This window comes from Wolbachia endosymbiont (group A) of Aleiodes leptofemur (assembly GCF_964028465.1).
In the GTDB taxonomy this organism is placed as follows: Bacteria; Pseudomonadota; Alphaproteobacteria; order Rickettsiales; family Anaplasmataceae; genus Wolbachia; species Wolbachia pipientis.
This window is the reverse complement of the sequence record NZ_OZ034782.1, coordinates 167,551-187,235: the sequence shown is the minus strand read 5'-3', so window position 1 is coordinate 187,235 and position 19,685 is coordinate 167,551. Positions and strand designations below refer to the sequence as shown.

Below are 19,685 nucleotides of genomic sequence, written 5' to 3'. Positions count from 1 at the left end.
AGAATATAGATGAGTAATAAAGGCTGTTGTTACGACAATTCTGTTGCAGAAAGCTTCTTTAGCTCATTGAAAAGAGAAATACTTATTGATACTTCACAACACTCTGCTAAACAAACTAGAACTGCAATATTTGAATACATAGAAATTTTTTATAACAAACAACGTCACTATTATAGCATTTCTCATAATAGTCCGAATAGGTCATAGGAAGGCAGAATCAACAGCACGACGAAAGGATTCGAATAGAGGAATGTTTTTCCTGGCTCTGTTTTTTATAGCAAACCAATGATGCTCAATTTTGTTAAAATCTGGAGAATAAGGCGGCAGATACAAAATTTCTGCACCGACTCCTTTAGCGAGCTTGATAAGCTTATCAGACTTATGAAAAGTAGCATTATCAAGAATGACAGTTTGTCCAGGTTCTAAGATCGGTGCCAAAAATTGCTCAAACCATCCATTAAAAATATCCATATTACAGTGGCCTTCAAATGTTAATGGAGCAACTATCTTTCTTCTACTTAAGGCTGCAACCATGCTGATTCGTTGAGTTTTTTTTCCAGATTTTAGGGCATAAAATCGCTGTCCTTTCTGGCAATACCCATATGGATAGTCCTCCGTGTTATCAATCCCAGACTCATCTATATACACTAAGTTTTCTGGTTCTTTTGTTGCTATAATTTTTAAGAATTCAGCACGTTTTTCTTCGTTCCTTTCCTTGTATCCATATGTCTTTTTTTGCGCGTAAATCCAATTTTTCTGAGAGCTCGGTGGATCGTTTCGATACTAACGTTGCCCCAAAGTTTAGCCATTTCCGACAGAGTTTTTCTACCGTGTTTTTTAGCAAATTCGATAAACTTATTCCAGTCGATAATTTTCTGATTGTAACCTCCATTACCGAGTTTTTTGACTGAAAGTCGCCTGTTTCTTTTTTTCTTTGCTTCCACTCCCACAAAGTAGTTCGTCCAATTTTAAATCTTGCTGCCACTGCTTCTCTGCTTTCCCCTTCGTCTAGTGCTTCCATTGCTTTTTTTCTTAAATCATAACTATATGCTGCCGGCATCCAACCTCCTTATCGCCATCTATCCTTAATCTTATCATATCCGGACTTCTGTGGAAAGAGCTATAACTATTGCATTCCAGAACAATTTGATGCATCATTCTTTTTGTAAAAAACATTCCACACTTTCTCTCCACTTTTTCTGGGTAAGGTCATATGTGTACATCCCCATCATGAATGCTATTTTCGGTAAAATCTCTTACAACGCTCAAAAGCAGAAAAACAAAAACTTGATTTTCTCAGCTAAATAGTGGACCATCAAAAGCACGCATAAATATCTACAATGAAAGAAAAAACTTTCACAATCATCGATGGCTATGGTTTTCTTTTCAGAGCTTACTATGTACTACCTCACTTAATTACCACAACAGGAATGCCAATAGGTGGTGTATATGGCTTTCTGAATATGGTTCTTAAGTACATTGCCCATTCGGACTACTTAACTATAGCACTTGATGCAGGGAAAAAGAATTTTAGGCACAATTTATATCCTGAGTACAAAGCGAACAGAGTAACGCCTCCTGAGGATCTAACTCCACAGTTCACCATACTGAGGGAAGCGGTAGAAGCTTTTAACCTCAGCTATGAAGAGATTGAAGGTTATGAAGCAGATGATATAATTGCAACACTAGCTGCAAAATACGCCAACCACCAAGACTTTAAAGTGGTAGTCGTTTCATCAGATAAAGATTTATTTCAACTCTTGAACCACAATATTTTAATATTCGACCCCATTAAAAATATATATATAGATGAAAAACAAGTAATAGAAAAATTTGGCGTAAACTCACACAAGCTTCTTGATTTATTTTCTCTAACTGGTGATGCATCTGACAACATTCCAGGCGTTCCGGGAATAGGTCCGAAGACTGCAGCTAAATTACTGGATGAATTTGATTCATTGAATAATATTATAGAGAACATTGATAATATCGAGCAAACGAGGATTCGTAATATTTTCACCGAACATAAGGAAAAAGCTCTAATTTCAAGAGAACTTTTATCACTATGCGAAAAAGTAGACCTTCAACATGATATTGCAAAATATGAAGTCCATTCTCCAAATATGGAAAAACTATTATCCTTTTTAAAGAAGTATGAATTCAATTCCTTAATAGGGAAAGTGGAAAAGCTTTTTTCCTATAATGGGTCTAGCACAAAAGAGAAAATAGAATATAGTAGTGAAGAGTTAGAGAAATTTTTGGAGCATTGTAGATATGAAGGCAAAATTGCAATTCATTACCACCTTGAAAACAATGTATTAAGTCTATCTTATAGCGAAAGTAATATTTTTTATATAGAGCAAGACAGCATACAAGATGCACTCATTATAATTAACTTAACTTTGCTCTCAAATGGAGTGCTTAAAATAATACATAACATTAAAGAGATCAGGAAAATCTTCCCTACAGTAGAGAAGATGCTAGATTCAGTTGATGATTTGATGATAATGTCGTATAGCTTGGATACAGGAAAGCATGATCACAGTATTCCAAACATAGTTGCGCATAATTTGAGTGAAAATGCAGAAATTTTCTCGGCAAAAACTTTAATAGCAATTCATGAAAAGCTAAAGCAAAGGTTATTTCAGGAAAAATTGCTCACAATTTACGAGCGCTTCGATAAGCCACTTATGAAAGTAATATTTGATATGGAGAAAAATGGGATATTACTGAACATACAAAAATTACAGGAGCTGTCCGATAAATTTCAGCAGGTAATTGCCGTGCTTGAAGATGAGATATATAATTTGGCAGGAGAAAGATTTAATATTGCTTCGCCAAAACAATTAAGTGATGTTTTATTCAACAAAATGGGGCTTAATAAAAAGAAAAAGTCAAAAAAATCTGGATCGTATAGCACCAATTATGAAGTTCTAGAGGCACTCGAAGAAGAAGGGGTAGAAATCGCAAGTAAAATCTTAAATTGGCGACATTTAAGTAAATTAAAAGGCACCTACACTGATGCATTAATAAAGCAAGTTGATCCACTTGATGGTAGAATACACACAAGCTTTTCAACGACTGCAACTGCAACTGGAAGGCTGAGCTCTAGCAATCCTAATTTACAGAATATTCCTATCAGAAGCGAAGAGGGAAATCTCATCAGACAAGCATTTATTGCGCCAAAAGGGCATAAGATAATTTCTGCTGACTATTCACAAATAGAATTAAGACTCCTGGCACACGTTGCAAACGTTGCAGCATTTAAAGAAGCTTTTGCAAACGGACAAGATATTCATGAGATCACCGCAAGGCAAGTTTTTGGAGTGCAAGAAATAGATGAGCAATTAAGACGCAAAGCAAAATCCATCAATTTTGGAATTATATATGGCATTAGCCCATTTGGTCTTGCAAAGCGGCTTGGAATTACCATTGCGGAAGCTGCTGAATACATTAATTACTATTTTTCCTGTTACCCAGAAATAAAGGCCTATATGGAAAAAGCAGTGTCTATCGCAAGATTGCATTGTTATGTAGAAACTTTGTTTGGCAGGAGATGCTTTGTAAGAGACATAAACAATACAATTCCTTATATAAGACAATTTGCAGAAAGGGCAGCAATAAACGCACCACTGCAAGGAACCGCTGCTGATATAATAAAACGTGCGACAATTCAGCTTTTTGACCAATTGAAAGTAGGTAAAATAATCCTCCAGGTTCACGATGAACTACTGGTTGAAGTAGAAGACGAAAAGGTGCAAGAAACAGCAAAACTTATAAAAGATATAATGGAAAATGCAATAGAAATTTCTATACCACTTGAAGTAGAAATAAAAATTGGCGACAACTGGGGTCTAAATTCCCTTAATTATGACTTAAACATCGTGAATTCTAGGAGTATAAATCATTTGAACTAATACGAAAAATATGTTAGAATAGAACATAGCAAATGCAAATAGGTCAGCCATGATAGGCCCACAAGTAAAAAGTTCAAAACCTCCAAAGTTACCTACTCAGGTAACTAACAAAGATGAGAAAGTTTTTAAATTTGAAAAAGAGAAACATCAGTTAATCTATCGTACTTTCCTAGATATTTTTAAAAATCCAGAAAAACTAGAAGAGCAAACGAAACAGGAAATAGAAAAGAAGGAACAGGAAATAGAAAAGAAGAAACAGAAATTGAAAGAAAAACAAAAATTACAGAGTGATCTGAAGTCATTAAAGGAACGGTTACCTCGATTACAGGATGAAAATGAAAAGAAAATTTTTACTTTTGTATTTGAGAATAGTGGAAAGATATTCAACAATGTCAATCCAGAAGATATAAAATCACTCAGTGAAGAGAATTTTTCTCAGTTTTTACTTTCCGTATTTGAGAAAATTAGAGAGAAAAAATTAGCTAATGAGGAGAATCTCAAGAATGGTAAAATAAAAGAAGTAGTAGATGACTGTGTAGCTGATATACGCGGTACAGAAGCTAAAGATTCATCCATAAAGTTCGTATTGGAAATGCCGCTGCTGCTAATTGGAGGGATCAAAATAGACCCGAAAAATATTTCTGGCTCCTTTATGGATGGGGTGAAAGAAAAAATACCATTCTTAGGTAAAGACAAAAAAGAGGAAGATGAACCACCACTTAGTGATGAAGAGATGGTAACAACGTTCTTAAGCAAGATCTTTTTTCCTGTCCTTCTTTCCACTATTCAAATGTTAATTTTTGGTCCTACTACACTCGGAGTAGTTCTTACTGCTATCGGCACAATATTTGCCATAAAAGGAGGAGTGGAGGTTCTTTTTTCAAATAACAAAAAAGGTACTTTGTATGACCCTAGCTCACAAGATAAAGATGATACAGAAAAGAGAGCAAAACTGAATGGAAAAATTCTCGAGGGCATTGATGATATTTTAAAAACCCCAGTTACAGAAGTTGAGAAAGGCACCTCTGTTTCTGAACAAATTTCCCAAGGAAAAGAAAAGAGTGAACAACAGCCTGTTCCTGAGCAAATTTCCCAGGTAGGAAACGAAAAAAGTGAGCAGCACGATCAATCTTGGACAGGAAAGGAAAACAAACGAAGGGAAAAACCACAGAGCAGCAAAGGTAAGACTACTCAGGTTTGCTAAAAGTGAATTGTGTAAGAGATCTGCTATTATTCTATAGCACATACAACAGGAGTATGGTCAGACGGATTTTCTAGCTTACGCAATCTATCATCTATGTAGCATGTTTCCAATTTATCTACAGCTTGTGGTGATAACAGCATATAATCTATTCGCATTCCTTGATTATTTCTGAGTGAATTGCCTTGATAATGCCACCAAGTGAATTGTTGCAAATTTGGGTGAGATATTCTAAACGCATCTTTAAACCCAAGATTCAAGATCGCTCTTAACTTCTCACGTTCTTTTATATGAAAGCACACTTGGCCATTCAATAAGTTTGAATCAAAGACATCAATTTCATCCGGTGCAACATTATAATCGCCAGCTATAATAGTTAACTCTTCATTCTTTAACAAAGTGCTCATCCTTTCATATAGATTATCAAAAAACTTGAGTTTATATTCAAATGCTTGAGAGTCCGGGCTTTGACCGTTTGGAACGTATACACTTCCCACCCTTACCTTCTGATTATTGTGCTTTATTATGCACTCTATATAACGCGCTTCTTGATAACCTTCTACGATATCAATCTTAAACTTCTCCAGTATCGGATATTTAGATAAAACACAAACGCCATTTCTTGCAACTTGTCCATAGACAGCACATTCATATCCCAGCTTCTCTATCTCTGCATAAGGAAATTGCTCTTCCATACATTTTATCTCTTGCAGCAAAATTATATCTATCTGACTATCAACTATAAAACTACAAAGTTGGTTAACTCTTTTACGTATGGAGTTTACATTCCAAGTTGCAATCTTTAGCATCAACAATCCTTATTAATTATATCAATTAAACTCTCCCCAGTAGGCAACCTCGATGTTATAATTTTTTTCCATTTGATTAACTTTAAACTATCAGCAATGTTTTTACTCATGGTATATGCAACTGCATTATTCATCACATGAGATAACCCACTTTTTAGAACTAATGAACAAAATATCCTTGCTGTCTGTGAGGAAAAAAAAGCAACACTATCAATTTTACCATCCAATAGTAAATTTTTACACCTATTAGTTAGATTCCTTTTTATAATTGTTTTATAGAGTACAACTTCTCTTACGTTAAAATCTTCTTCAGATAATCTCTTTTTTAGGTCACATGATACTTCTTGTCCCCTTATATACAAGAACTTTATTGCGTTTGAATAATGAGCTTTTATGAATGATATCAGACCATCAACGTTGCTGTCTGCTGAGATTATATCAGAAAATCCCAAATTTTTTGCAGCCTGCATGGTTGAATTACCAACTGTAATAATCGGAAAGTCATCCTCTTTGCATATTTGACTAAGAGCCTTTACACTGTTTTTACTTGTAGATATCACAACGTCAAATTCGTACGCAGATATATCAGGATTTAAGTACTTTATTGTGAATACTGGTTCTATAAAAACTTTGTATCCATACTTTCTCAATATATTTCTTGTATTGAACGAGTCCAATAAAGGCCTCGTTAATAAAATAGACTTCATTCTGATTTATTTCACTACTAGTAAAATAGTACCCTTTATACACAAATTACTGAATAAAAACTTTTATTTTGATAGCTTGAGCAATTATTCAAGTAATTGATGTGGAAGTAGGAGTACTAAGCGCTCCTACCCCAATAAGCCCACAATTTCTGCTTACACTTTTTTGACGCTAATTACATCGAACTCTTTTGAATGGCTTCCTTCAGTGGAATTATATAGCTAATATTCCTGTATAAGTTAAATAAGTTAATACTTAAGCTTGTACTCTTGCAGTATTTGAAGAGAGATTCTCAAGGACGTTTTTTGTCTGTGGTTCACTAATCATAGTTTGAACGATATTAGCTGCCATAATAACACAGCCTAGAATAAAAAAAGGCGTAGAAACAAAATAAATAACAGAAGACTCAAAAAGCGACATAGATGCAATACCTCCTATTAGAAATGAAGCACTGGATGCTATATCAAGATAGATCTTTGTTAACTTTTTTTGTCCTGGAGTGTTTTTTATGCCAGATTTCTTATTAAGATTCTGTTGTCGGGAATGATCATTTAGTGACCATATATTTAAAGCAAACGAAAGTGCACTGAATATAGTGCCGGCAATACTAAAATACAGACTTAAGACAGGAATATTCAAGACCAATGCCGCTATGTATCCAATGAAAGAGATAGTAGATAGTGTAGTAACTAAGCGTTTCGAGTAAGTTCGTACCTTCTTTCTGTAGGCTAACTTATCTTTTTCACCATACATAGCATAAATATTACCTAATATGTTATATTATAACATTAATTAATTCAATAAGCAATATGGAAGCTAAGAGTGCCCGAGAGAAGACTTGAACTTCCACAACTTAAAAAGTTACTAGCACCTGAAGCTAGCGCGTCTACCAATTCCGCCACCCGGGCTTTTTATAGTTTACTATGTTAAAGTTAAATAATATACTTAAACAATTTTTAGTTCAAAGGTAATGCCAAATCTAGATCAAATATTTTTTGCTCAAAACAATGTTAATATTAATAACGTATATAAAATAGTCAATAACGCTTTGAGCAATAGCGATGGTGGTGAGCTGTTTCTAGAATTTTGCCAGTCGGAGTCCCTGGTTTTTGAGGATAACATATTAAAACACATGGACTTGAATACTAGGAGGGGATTTGGTTTAAGGTCTTTTTGTGAAGATAGTACATCTTTCGTTTGTTCTTCTGAGATCAGCGAAAAAGAAATTAGTAATGCTGCTTCTATGGTAAAAAGCTCAGTGTCTTTAAACAAGACAAATTCAATAAATTTAAACGAAGAGACAAAAAGCCTATATTCGAGGATTAACCCTATAAATGAAATGGATCTGAATTCAAAGATTAAGCTACTCAATGAGGTTAATGAGTATGTAAGGTCCAAAAATAACTGCATGAAGCAAGTAAAAATAACTCTAAGTGGAGAATGGCAAGTTGTACAAATAATAAAGGGTGATCACAGATTAAGCGATATCAGGCCTCTGGTACGTTTTAATGTGCTAGTCATTGTAGAAAAAGATGGCCGTACCGAAAGAGGTTCTGCAGGGCATGGTGGAAGGGACTCTTATAGTAAGTTTATTTCTGAGAAAAAGTGGAAAGAAGTTGCAAACCAAGCGTTAGAACAAGCACTGGTAAATCTTGAAGCAATTCCAACTCCAGCCGGAGAAATGACAGTCGTTTTAGGTCCAGGCTGGCCAGGAATATTGTTACACGAAGCCGTGGGTCATGGACTTGAGGGCGACTTCAATCGCAAAAAAGTCTCAGCATTTTCAAATTCTGTGGGTAAACAAGTAGCAGCTAGTGACATCACAGTAGTTGATGACGGAACTCTGCCCAATTTGCGCGGCTCTATCAGCGTAGACGATGAAGGCACTCCACCCAGTTATAATATATTGATAGAGGATGGGATCCTAAAAGGATACATGCAGGATCATATGAACGCTAAACTCATGGGTGTAAGCCCAACTGGTAATGGTAGAAGAGAAAGTTATAAAGAAGTTATTATGCCGCGCATGACAAACACCTATATGTTGCCCGGAAAGTATACACCGAAGGAAATAATATCTAGCGTAAAGAAAGGTCTATATGCAGTAAATTTCGGCGGTGGGCAGGTTGATATAACGTCAGGAAAATTTGTTTTTTCATCTTCGGAAGCTTACCTAATAGAAAATGGCAAAATTACACAGCCAGTAAAAGGAGCAACACTAATTGGTGACGGTCCAACAGTGTTGAAAAAAGTATCTATGGTTGGTAATGACTTAAAGTTAGATCCTGGTGTTGGCACATGCTCGAAAGATGGACAAAATGTGCCCGTTGGAGTTGGTCAGCCGACACTCAAAGTCGACGCAATAACTGTTGGTGGAACTGAGATATAGATAAGGGCTAAAACGGATTCCAGCGCACGGCGCACAGCTGTACAAACATTATGATTTGGAAGCAATTGCCACCAATAGGGTGTCATCCCAGTGTCTGGGCACTGCCTTTGTGTTTGAGGCAAAACTGGCTATAACATTTAACACACTGCTTTCGCAAATAAATGTTCGTACAGTTATGTGTCAGCTACTTGGATGACACTTTTGTACTTGATGCAAGATTATATCTTGAAAAAATTAAGTTTTAATGCTATAAAATAATTGTAAATTTTGTCTCCGTGGTAGCTTTATGAATGTTGAAAGTAAAAAAATACACGATGCTAAAATAAAATTACCAATATTTCTTGATTATCAATCTACTACTAAAGTAGATCCCCGTGTTTTAGAGGTGATGATACCTTACTTTGGTGAGTTCAGCAATGCACACTCTCGCAGCCATTCATTTGGTTGGACTGCTGAAGAAGCAGTGGAAAAAGCAAGGAAACACATCGCTGATCTGGTGAACGCAGATAGCAAAGAAATTATCTTTACCTCAGGTGCAACTGAGTCAAATAATACAGCAATCAAGGGCGTTGCTCACTTTTATAAAAATAAAGGAAATCATATAATCACTGTCTGCACGGAGCATAAGTGTGTTCTGGATTCTTGTCGGCATCTGGAAAATGAAGGCTTTAAAGTTACATATTTGCCTGTTAAGCAAAACGGAATTATAGATTTATCAAAGCTTGAGGAAGCAATTACTGATCAAACAATCCTGGTTTCAGTGATGATGGTAAATAATGAAATCGGAGTAATTCAGCCTGTCAAAGAAATTGGTGTAATATGTAGAAAGCATAATATATTTTTCCACACAGATGCAGCTCAAAGCTTTGGAAAAGTTCCAATTGATGTTAATGAGATGTGCATTGATCTTATGAGTCTCTCTAGCCACAAAATTTATGGACCTATGGGAATAGGCGCATTATATGTACGTAGAAAGAATCCTCGTGTTAGGCTGATACCACTAATTAGTGGTGGTGGACAGGAAAGAGGCATGCGTTCTGGAACAGTTCCAACACCTCTTGCAGTTGGTTTTGGTGAAGCGGCACGTATTGCTAGAGAAGAAATGAGAAAAGAAACAACTAGAGTGGAAGAATTAAGGGATATTTTGTATAACAAGATAAAAGAAGCGTTTCCTGATATCGTTTTAAATGGTGATTATGAAAATAGAATTCCTGGCAACCTAAACTTGAGCTTTCCTTATGTTGAGGGTGAGTCTCTCATCATGGCAATCAAGGATTTAGCAGTAAGTTCTGGTTCTGCGTGCACGTCTGCGTCTCTTGAGCCTTCCTATGTCGTACGGTCGCTAAATAATGGCCATGACCTTGAGCATTCATCAATTAGATTTGGCCTAGGCCGATTTACAACTAAAGAAGAAGTTTTGTATGCAGCAGATCTTGTTGCTAAAAATGTTGGCCGACTGAGAGAAATGAGCCCACTTTGGGAGATGGTACAAGAAGGAGTAGATTTGAACACCGTGAAATGGGACTCTCATTAAATGTATCCGTTCCAACTGCAAATGCACTTTGAAATTACTCTGTACCGTTCACACTTAATTCTTCAATCTCACTAATAGAAAGGCCAGTAAACTTGACAATAGTGTTGACATCAACATTAGATGTATGGTCCCAGAGTGTGATGGTGTGGATTTAGTATAAATAATTCTGGAGACTGTGTCCACTGATATAGCTCTTTCCACAGAAGTCCGGATATGATAAGATTAAGGATAGATGGCGATAAGGAGGTTGGATGCCGGCAGCATATAGTTATGATTTAAGAAAAAAAGCAATGGAAGCACTAGACGAAGGGGAAAGCAGAGAAGCAGTGGCAGCAAGATTTAAAATTGGACGAACTACTTTGTGGGAGTGGAAGCAAAGAAAAAAAGAAACAGGCGACTTTCAGTCAAAAAACTCGGTAATGGAGGTTACAATCAGAAAATTATCGACTGGAATAAGTTTATCGAATTTGCTAAAAAACACGGTAGAAAAACTCTGTCGGAAATGGCTAAACTTTGGGGCAACGTTAGTATCGAAACGATCCACCGAGCTCTCAGAAAAATTGGATTTACGCGCAAAAAAAGACATATGGATACAAGGAAAGGAACGAAGAAAAACGTGCTGAATTCTTAAAAATTATAGCAACAAAAGAACCAGAAAACTTAGTGTATATAGATGAGTCTGGGATTGATAACACGGAGGACTATCCATATGGGTATTGCCAGAAAGGACAGCGATTTTATGCCCTAAAATCTGGAAAAAAAACTCAACGAATCAGCATGGTTGCAGCCTTAAGTAGAAGAAAGATAGTTGCTCCATTAACATTTGAAGGCCACTGTAATATGGATATTTTTAATGGATGGTTTGAGCAATTTTTGGCACCGATCTTAGAACCTGGACAAACTGTCATTCTTGATAATGCTACTTTTCATAAGTCTGATAAGCTTATCAAGCTCGCTAAAGGAGTCGGTGCAGAAATTTTGTATCTGCCGCCTTATTCTCCAGATTTTAACAAAATTGAGCATCATTGGTTTGCTATAAAAAACAGAGCCAGGAAAAACATTCCTCTATTCGAATCCTTTCGTCGTGCTGTTGATTCTGCCTTCCTATGACCTATTCGGACTATTATGAGAAATGCTATAACTATTGGATTTGCTTCTGTCATAGTCCGTACTTATTAAAGCCCCTAAACTTGATTATAACATAAGAACTATTAATAGATTATTAACAACATCTAAACGCAACAAAGGCCTTACACCATCTGTACAACAAATGTGCAAAGACAATAGAACTTTATTATATTCTATCTATAATGATTCAAAATAGCAAGCCTCAAACTAGAAGCCTGCTACCACTTACTGGTTACTTTACATCAATCTTCTTGATGTGTTTCTCTGACTTAGGTATGGTTACATGTAATACTCCATCTGAAAAATTAGCAGATACCTTATCTCGCTCTACATTTACTGGAAGCTGAATAGACCTATAGAAAGAGCCATAGTACCTTCCTCGATGATAAAACTGCTTATCTTTTGACTCGTTATCACATGTCTTTTCACCCTTCACTATTAAGCTATCGCCAGATATACTAATATCTATGCTTTCTTTGGAAATACCTGGCAACTCTAATGAGAGGCAATAGCTTTCCTTTGTTTCATAAAAGTCACAAGCTGGTAATAGACTGTTGCTTCTTCTGGAAAGCTCTAGATTCCATCCTGTAAAGAAGCTATCAAATATGTCATCAACGGCTCTTTGTAACCCTCTTACACTAAAGTTATCACGGTTATTGTTTTTATTTGAATGAACTATATTGTTCATGTTGTACCTCCTTTCACTAATACATGCATTACGTAATCATTCTACTTACTAATTTCAATCCTAAATCTATAGCTCTTTTTACAATAATCCGAACAGACCATAATATGCTACTGGCCTGCTATAGCCATAAACACATATCTTATCGCATTCGGACTATTATAAGAAAGGCTATAAAGTCAGAGCTTTTGTGAGATGTAAAAAGTTGTTCCAATTTACTATGACTTGATTATGAGAAAAAATCTTACTTGGATTACCATAGGTAATGCTATAAACTAGATTAATTGTAACGCTAATTCTAGATTAAAAAGGGAATAGAAACAATGCAACAGAGAGAGATTTTGACTAGTGTCATTGGGATGGTGCTACTGCTAAGTGGTGTTGTATCACATATTATGAAAATGCATACTATGGGAGCAGTTATAATGATTATTGGATTGGCATACACAAGTTTTGCGTTGTATAGTACCCTAGAATCGAGCACGAAGCTAGAAAGGGTAGAACAGCCTTTCCGGTCGAACGTAAGAGAGCATTCCTAAAAAACACAGATATCAATTCTCTAGAAGAACCTCTCTACTAACACAAGACTTAACCCTTCCCAACCTAGGTTACCTGAGTTCGTGAAGCTGTATGACTAATACAATTTTCGATTTCTTCAACATTACTCAGTGCCGTACTCGCCTTACAAGAACAGTAACACCCTGCTACAAGAGAAACCAATGCAGCTACAGCGAGTGAAATACATATTTCTAAATAAGACATTGTTAAACTTGCACTAACAGCAAATGCTCCAGACAATACAAAAGAGACAGAAGCATAGGCTATGTGCTTTCTGCTCTGAGCGCTTATTGATGAGAGCTCTTTGTTTTTACCGTTCAGTTCTTCATTTTTACTTTGAAGTTGTTTCTGTAGATCTTCAACTCGCCCCTCTTGTCCTTTACTTTTGGTTGTGGATTCTTGCAGCTTTGTCTTTAAGTCATTATTTTCATGTTTTTTAAGCTTGAGCTCACTCTGTAGTTTGATGTTTTCTTCGTTAATTCGAGATAACTCACCAATTTTTTCGTCCAAGCTTTGCTGTGTATTATCCAGCTTTCCTTGCAATTGACTATTTTGTCTATCCGATTGAGATACTTTATCTTCTAGCATACTAGCATCCTGTTTTGCTTGTTTTAATTCTATCTCATCGTTTTTGAGTCGAGATTTTGTTTCATCAACTTCTCTAGTAAGCTTAGTTACTTGATCACCCAATTGAGAGGCCTTCAATTGTTCTTGTGCTAACTTTTCATTTACGTTATCCAGCTCTTTCTTTTTCTCTTCAAGTTGACTGTCAAGTGAACTTTTTTCTCTATTCAAGTTATCTACCTGATCAGTGAGATTATTAATCTTTTCTTCTAGTCCGGTGTTTGTTTTGTTAAGCTCCTCTACCCCTACAACCATCTTATCCAGCTCTTCTTTGCGCTCGTTGAGTTTACCTTGCAGTTCTGGTTTCTCTTGCTCTAATTGAGCTTGTACAACGTCTAACCGACCTTCCGTGCTTTGAGGCGACTGATGAGTTTTTTCATGCAAGCTTCCGGTTTGCTGTTTTACATCTGTATCCATTTTACCATCCCTTAAATCATGGCTTATAAAGTTCTGTACTAAACTCACAGTTCTATCTAACATACCACTTTTTTCTTCTTTCGCAACAGTTTTTCTGCCTTCAGGTTTTGCTATTTTTTCACCTAAGATTTCCTGTATATGAGAACCTTGCTCTTGTCTATGACCAGCACCAGTTTCTGTTCTTCGAGTTCTATTCTTCTCACACTCTTTGCTACTTTCATTCGCAAGGGGTTGTACTACTACTTTGTTCACGCTTATTTCTACTGGTTCGAGTGCTGCAATTGTAACGTTAGATTGACTTCTTTCATGTTTCGTTTCTTCATATAATCGTTTACATTCTTTGTAAGATACCATTGAGTCTAGACCTTTTTCTTTTACTGTTATATCATAAAATTTCCTCAATTCATCATCCAATAGTATCAACATAGCATCTTCTCTTTTGGCTGGTGATTCACAATATTTTTTACCGAGTAAATCAGCACGACCTGACACAATACTTCTAACTACCTCTTCTTTCCGTGCTTTAAACAATTTCTCTAGTCCATCTATATATTGACGGGTTTGCTCGAAAAGCCCTTTATTAGGCAAACCACCTCCACCCGGTAAATTGAGAGGGCTATTTAAAATACTTTCAGCTTCTTTTTTTATCTCTGCAAGTTCGTTAAAGACTATTTCTAGGTTCATACTTTGCAAGATATCAGTAGATTCGCGAATTGCTTTTTCTCTCTTGCTAGCATCTTGTGGTTTATAAGATATTATATCGCTAACTTTATAAAAATTACTATTGGGGTCTTTCTGCGCAATCGAAGAAACAATGTTTGTTACAATCGACAGGTTTGGCGAATTAGCCATTTCGTTTTTAAAACAATTAACGAATTTGTTCCAGACTTCCTTCCTCAAAGGCTTGCTTACTGTATCTTCAAAACATTTTCTATTTTTAAATCCTAAAACAGTGTAGATACTTCCTCTAAATATTTCATTACTGCTATTTTCTAATGACATAACAACTTTACCTCAACACTATACGAACTAACCTTTCGGAAAAAACTTAACACAAAAGCTAGTAACCAACAAACAAAATCAATCTAATTAAAGACAAAACCAAAGCTTTGGCCAATTGTAGCAATATTCTTCTAGAAGACAACATAATTGTTAGAATTATAACAATGATTAACTCCGTTAATACTTTAAATCAAAATTAGTGGAAAATACTCAGACCTGCAGCGTTAGAAAAGATAAAATTGTTTACCTTGTCAAAATTGTAAAAAAGATCCCATCTTTGCGAGAATAATTGAAACAAAAGCGGCATTGTGAAAATAAAAACTTAAAATTCCTGCAACAAAGTTAGGCAAGTAAATTCGTATGTAAATTTAGCGAAAGTGAGCCAATATAGCTCGTTTTGCGGTATAGTAGAATTATTATAAAGAAAAGTTCGCACGGAACATTTGGTAGACCAACGCATTCCAAAGAAAAATGTTCTCACGATAACTGGTTTTTGCTGCTGGAAATGGGCATGTCTATTTAGATTATTAACAATAGACCTACTGCGAAACGGTATGGAACTAATTGAAGGATGAGTTAGGTCAACAGGAGGATCAATTAAAACTCATGTTTGAGGTTGACCAGACCAGCAATTATGTTAAATCTCATGTTGTATTTCTTCTGAAAATTGTGATAGGTATGCGACATGATTTTAAAAACCTTAATTTCACGAATTTTATGCTCTACTCTCATTCTAAATGATGCCAGCTTTCGATTGTGCTCTTTTTGATCATCGGTCAGCGATTTTTTTCGATACTTTTTATATGGAATTACAACGTTACTCTGCAATTTTTGCCACCCTTGATAACCAGAATCAGCATACTTTATATTCTCTTTTGGCAACATTTTTTCCTGTTTTCGTATCTTAAAATCATGAATTCGACCTCTGTGAGACTTTGAAACTGATAGAATTTGTCCATCGTCTCTTATAATGATTTCTGTTTTCATTGTGTTTAATCTTTTCTTTCCGGAGTAAGACAATTTTCTTTTCTTCCTATCTTTTGGCCGTTGTATTGGTTGTTCTGTAACATCTGCTAATATCTTCAAAATTCTTTCTGGAGTCATAGTTCTGTCTTTTTTTATTGAGATTTTTTTAGCCAAAAGAGGTTCCATTTTTTTGAGTAATCGGCAGATATTTGAGTTATGCAAGTTGAATAGGTAGCTCAAGAATCTGTGGGTTATGTAAGTTCGATAATATAGAATTATACAGAGTATTTTATCTTCCAATACAGGTAATCTTGACGTTCTTCCATGGCATTTCTTCTGTTCTTGAACTTTTTCCCACTCTGGGCGCACTTTTTCTACAACCTTTTCGAATTCTTCTATTTTCAAACCTGTTACATCTCCTCGGATGTTCTTTTAGATTATGGTAATTTAAGCTCATCTTCCCTCTCTATTCTCTTGCTATACCCTATTTTATAACCATTCCCTCTCTTTTGCAGCAGGTTTAATATACAATATTGAGTTAATGTAATTTATTTGGAGATGGCAGGAAAATTTATCGTAACTTTATATTCTAAATAGAATAAGATTCTTTTCTAAGGATATTCTTTTTATAAAAAATATCCCTAACTTTCTCTCCACTTTTTCTGGGTAAGGTCACATCAGGCATGGGTTTTAATTAATTCTTGCTGCTAGCCTAATTTGCGCTTAAATTAGTTGCATACCGTTTCGCAGTAGGTCTGATGTTGCTTGGTAGACTTGAAATATTACCCAATCTATTTTTGTATAGGTAACTTGGTATTACTTAGTAGGAAAAATTAAAGTGAACATGCGAAAATTATTGATTTCTTGCATAATTATATGATTCTTTGTCTAATAGTTTTATTTATCTAACATTTCTCTATAATTCAAATTCTCTAAGCTACTTGAGGAGCTGAGTTTTTACTCTATTTTACCAAACATACCTAGTAGTGTTTAATACTAAACAGAATTTTTCCCTTCAAGCTTTAAACTTCCTTCTGTAAGTGCTAATAGACTTTCTAACTCTATACAACTTTTTGGAAGTTCAATATTAAACTTCTCTTGATTGATAGATCTATTAATTATCAAATCATATATGCCAATAATAGCAAAACCGATACAGAAAGGTATAACGCATACAGCAAAGCAGAGTAACATTTCATGGACACTCAATAAAATGGTATTGGCCGTTTCATGAAAGCAAAGAAAATAGATTAAAAATGGTAATATAGAACCTGCAATACCAGGGAGAGCAGCAATTCTCATTTTGTTAAAGCCGTTTTGACCTAATGGATACGTAAGTTTACGCCTAATTTTTGAAATATTGCTTTGTATATGCTGATGAAAGCTTTCACATTTTAAGACCAATTGAATTACTCTGATCTCTGTTGTTACATCTTGTAGTTTCTTCTCTAAGCTTGAGATGTATATACTCCTATCACTAATCTCTTCCTCTGCATCTACCAAAGCTGTGTAAGTCAACTTGTTATTGAGGGATATATTACTTTCTGAAAGTGCAATTTTAAAAAGATTAGTATAATCATCAATTGTTTCATTAGTGGTAATTTCAAGATAGGTAACCCATGCAATGCTACTTAAGCTGCATATAATAGATATTAATAACAAATTTTTAGAATACTCGTAATTTCCCATCACAAAAGCTCCATATGCAACTAGCATGGTCACATTTCCTACTATAGCTAGACCAACACAATATCTCACTCTAGTAGTATGATCATAAATATCCTGCTGCCTATTTTTGAGCCGCTTTTCTATATCTAAAGTACACCTTTGTATTCTGCCATAAAGCTCTTTTAATTTTGGAATTTCTTCTCTTACATGAGTTGTCAATTGGAAAATTTGCTGACCAAAAACTTTTTTTAACTTTATAATTTCTTTATTTAATTTTGTAACTTGTTCTGTAAGCTCTTTCTTTGCGGTATGTAACTCGCATTCTAAATCTAGAATTTTCTTGCCATCATCACCAAGCTCTGTACTTTTTACGCTTTTTTCTTTTAAGTACTCACAAATAGAACTACGACAAAAATGCTCAGCACAATCCAGTACACTTATTCCGTTTCTTAATTGTATATTAGAGGTCTCTAATATACTTGCAACTATGTCGTAATCATCATCATAAACGGCATCAAATAAACAATTTCTTAAAACCTGCTCAACTTCTTTTTTTATGTCTAGGCTATCAACTAAATTCCACCAAGTTTTCCCTGCATTGTTTTTTGTGAAAACATCTATATAATAATTTTTGCGTTTATGTTTGAGAAGGAAAGGTATCAATGATATCAGCGACCTTGTGACAGCAAGATGTAAAGCGTCATTTCCATTTTCATCAAAACAATTAACATTAATATTTTCTAGCTTTAAGATCCTTTGAGCTTCTTCTTTATTCTTACTAGAAATAGCATTTAATAAACTTTCTCCTTTTTCTATACCTTCATAGTAGTGCCTCATATCATTATGTATTGTTATACTTCTATCACTTTTATGTACCCTTGCTTCAAGTTTTGGATGCGTAAATAAAATAGATAGAATATTACCAGGCATTGAGGAATAATAAGCGAGGTAGAAAGCCGTTCCGCTTTTATAATGATAAAGTGAGTTAGCCTTTTTATACTGAACAACAATACCACGACGAAACGGAAGCGCTACCATTTCTTCTTTATAATAAAAAAGAGGTAATCTGCCTGAAGAACCTGCACGACATTTATAATCGTTTTCTTTCTCCTGAGTTGAAAGTACTTCACTTTGAATATTAATATCAATATCTTCGTGCCGAACAAGTAATTTAGCCATTTCCAAAAGTACATTCTCATGATTATTGCTATGACGATCAATAACACGCATCAATGGTGTATAACCCTGATTATTAAATTGATTAACATCTGCTCCATTATTTAAAGCTTGTTGAAACTCTTCTAAATTTGCATTGTCAATAGCATTAAATAATTGTCTTGTTGCATTTAAGGTGGTTTCATATTTCACTTGTGAATTTGTTTCCAACATTAGCGAAGTAAGGTATTCATGTGCAACACTTATCTGCTTAAATTTTTCTGTATATTCATTTCTCACCATTTCTTCATTTTTATCTGGGTGAAACTTCAATGCCAATTTTTTGTACTTTGATTTTACTTGCTCTCTACTAAGATTAGCAGCTTCACTAAAGCCTAATATTTTCAAAGCTTCTTGTTTATTCATTTTTGATAACCTCAATCTCTTAATAAATAATTATATACTATTTTATATGAAATTACACTATTTGTGCAGCAAATTCTGTACAAATCATTTAAGCTAACTTAAGAGGTTGTCCGGAAACTAGTAAATTCAAGCATATTCCCTCTTTAACATAACCCTACTCATAGCTAGGTATATGAAATTCTCAGTGGATGTTGTGAGTAAATCATACTCCTTCGATAGCCTTCTATTCCTATTAACCCAAGCAAAAGTCCTTTCTACAACCCATCTTCTTGGCTGTACTTTAAACCCTTGTTCTCTTGTTGGTAGTAGCTCAGGTGGCGTATCTTTGTGCACCCAAAATCTACATGGAGGCCTTTTAACAATTTCAATATCTATGTCATATTCTTCCTTTATGTGATTCTTTAAATTTCTTCCTTGGTATCCCATTTCAGCCCACATTTTTTTAACTTTAGAGGTTGTCCGGAAACAAGTAAAAGGCTATAATATCTGAAATTTTAGTAC

The 19,685-nt window shown here is 35.0% G+C and carries 14 protein-coding genes, 1 tRNA gene and 4 pseudogenes; 8 read left to right on the top strand and 11 right to left on the bottom strand.

What is annotated here, in order from left to right:
* Nucleotides 1-9 precede the first annotated feature (9 nt).
* Entirely contained in the window at nucleotides 10-207 is a 198-nt protein-coding gene (locus tag ABWU67_RS01085; protein WP_353282061.1) for an IS3 family transposase, read from the top strand.
* On the opposite strand, the pseudogene ABWU67_RS01080 reads toward ABWU67_RS01085, so the two are convergent.
* A pseudogene (locus ABWU67_RS01080) lies at nucleotides 202-1,060 on the bottom strand (IS630 family transposase). The gene ABWU67_RS01085 and the pseudogene ABWU67_RS01080 overlap by 6 nt on opposite strands.
* Before the next feature lie 280 nt (nucleotides 1,061-1,340).
* Here ABWU67_RS01080 and polA point away from each other — a divergent pair.
* Nucleotides 1,341-3,917, top strand: coding sequence for a DNA polymerase I (polA, locus tag ABWU67_RS01075; RefSeq protein WP_341821964.1), 2,577 nt, complete (start codon nucleotides 1,341-1,343; stop codon nucleotides 3,915-3,917).
* Between the two features lie 49 nt (nucleotides 3,918-3,966).
* The gene (locus ABWU67_RS01070) at nucleotides 3,967-5,121 is read left to right on the top strand and encodes a hypothetical protein (RefSeq protein WP_353282060.1); all 1,155 of its coding nucleotides are present in this window, start codon (nucleotides 3,967-3,969) and stop codon (nucleotides 5,119-5,121) included.
* Nucleotides 5,122-5,147: 26 nt separating this feature from the next.
* Here ABWU67_RS01070 and ABWU67_RS01065 read toward each other — a convergent pair whose 3' ends face one another.
* The 4 genes from ABWU67_RS01065 to ABWU67_RS01050 all read right to left on the bottom strand — a co-directional run bounded on the left by ABWU67_RS01065 (nucleotide 5,148) and on the right by ABWU67_RS01050 (nucleotide 7,540).
* Entirely contained in the window at nucleotides 5,148-5,927 is a 780-nt protein-coding gene (locus tag ABWU67_RS01065; RefSeq protein WP_264329463.1) for an exodeoxyribonuclease III, read from the bottom strand.
* Nucleotides 5,927-6,634 (bottom strand): uroporphyrinogen-III synthase, encoded by a 708-nt coding sequence (locus ABWU67_RS01060; protein ID WP_182321018.1) that lies wholly within the window; start codon nucleotides 6,632-6,634, stop codon nucleotides 5,927-5,929. The genes ABWU67_RS01065 and ABWU67_RS01060 overlap by 1 nt, the downstream gene beginning before the upstream one ends.
* 253 nt (nucleotides 6,635-6,887) lie before the next feature.
* Entirely contained in the window at nucleotides 6,888-7,385 is a 498-nt protein-coding gene (locus ABWU67_RS01055) for a hypothetical protein (RefSeq protein WP_010962975.1), read from the bottom strand.
* A 70-nt stretch (nucleotides 7,386-7,455) separates the two neighbouring features.
* A tRNA-Leu gene (locus tag ABWU67_RS01050) sits at nucleotides 7,456-7,540 on the bottom strand.
* A gap of 62 nt (nucleotides 7,541-7,602) precedes the next feature.
* Here ABWU67_RS01050 and tldD point away from each other — a divergent pair.
* From tldD to ABWU67_RS01035, 3 genes are all read left to right on the top strand, one after another.
* Nucleotides 7,603-9,021: a metalloprotease TldD gene (gene tldD, locus ABWU67_RS01045; protein WP_341821962.1), complete on the top strand. Its 1,419-nt coding sequence runs from the start codon at nucleotides 7,603-7,605 to the stop codon at nucleotides 9,019-9,021.
* Between the two features lie 55 nt (nucleotides 9,022-9,076).
* Nucleotides 9,077-9,217: a hypothetical protein gene (locus tag ABWU67_RS01040; protein WP_153296798.1), complete on the top strand. Its 141-nt coding sequence runs from the start codon at nucleotides 9,077-9,079 to the stop codon at nucleotides 9,215-9,217.
* A 90-nt stretch (nucleotides 9,218-9,307) separates the two neighbouring features.
* The gene (locus tag ABWU67_RS01035) at nucleotides 9,308-10,555 is read left to right on the top strand and encodes an IscS subfamily cysteine desulfurase (RefSeq protein WP_353282059.1); all 1,248 of its coding nucleotides are present in this window, start codon (nucleotides 9,308-9,310) and stop codon (nucleotides 10,553-10,555) included.
* A gap of 34 nt (nucleotides 10,556-10,589) precedes the next feature.
* Here ABWU67_RS01035 and ABWU67_RS07215 read toward each other — a convergent pair.
* A pseudogene (locus tag ABWU67_RS07215) lies at nucleotides 10,590-10,676 on the bottom strand (transposase); the annotation flags it as partial.
* A 130-nt stretch (nucleotides 10,677-10,806) separates the two neighbouring features.
* Between ABWU67_RS07215 and ABWU67_RS01030 the strand changes: the two are divergent.
* Nucleotides 10,807-11,665, top strand: a pseudogene (locus tag ABWU67_RS01030) (IS630 family transposase).
* A gap of 250 nt (nucleotides 11,666-11,915) precedes the next feature.
* Here ABWU67_RS01030 and ABWU67_RS01025 read toward each other — a convergent pair.
* A complete protein-coding gene (locus ABWU67_RS01025; RefSeq protein WP_353282058.1) occupies nucleotides 11,916-12,371 on the bottom strand; it encodes an Hsp20/alpha crystallin family protein in 456 nt (151 codons plus the stop codon).
* A gap of 23 nt (nucleotides 12,372-12,394) precedes the next feature.
* Here ABWU67_RS01025 and ABWU67_RS01020 point away from each other — a divergent pair, with 23 nt between their 5' ends.
* Nucleotides 12,395-12,562 (top strand): hypothetical protein, encoded by a 168-nt coding sequence (locus tag ABWU67_RS01020; RefSeq protein WP_353282057.1) that lies wholly within the window; start codon nucleotides 12,395-12,397, stop codon nucleotides 12,560-12,562.
* A 409-nt stretch (nucleotides 12,563-12,971) separates the two neighbouring features.
* On the opposite strand, the gene ABWU67_RS01015 is transcribed toward ABWU67_RS01020, so the two are convergent.
* The 4 genes and pseudogenes from ABWU67_RS01015 to ABWU67_RS01000 all read right to left on the bottom strand — a co-directional run.
* Nucleotides 12,972-14,969, bottom strand: a complete 1,998-nt coding sequence (locus ABWU67_RS01015) for a hypothetical protein (RefSeq protein WP_353282056.1) — start codon at nucleotides 14,967-14,969, stop codon at nucleotides 12,972-12,974.
* 597 nt (nucleotides 14,970-15,566) lie between these two features.
* On the bottom strand, nucleotides 15,567-16,361 hold the full coding sequence (locus ABWU67_RS01010) for a transposase family protein (RefSeq protein ID WP_410541769.1): 795 nt from the start codon (nucleotides 16,359-16,361) through the stop codon (nucleotides 15,567-15,569).
* Nucleotides 16,362-16,931: 570 nt separating this feature from the next.
* Complete coding sequence (locus ABWU67_RS01005; protein ID WP_353282055.1) at nucleotides 16,932-19,184, bottom strand: DnaJ domain-containing protein; 2,253 nt, start codon at nucleotides 19,182-19,184, stop codon at nucleotides 16,932-16,934.
* Between the two features lie 126 nt (nucleotides 19,185-19,310).
* A pseudogene (locus tag ABWU67_RS01000) lies at nucleotides 19,311-19,637 on the bottom strand (transposase); the annotation flags it as partial.
* Between the last annotated feature and the right edge of the window lie 48 nt (nucleotides 19,638-19,685).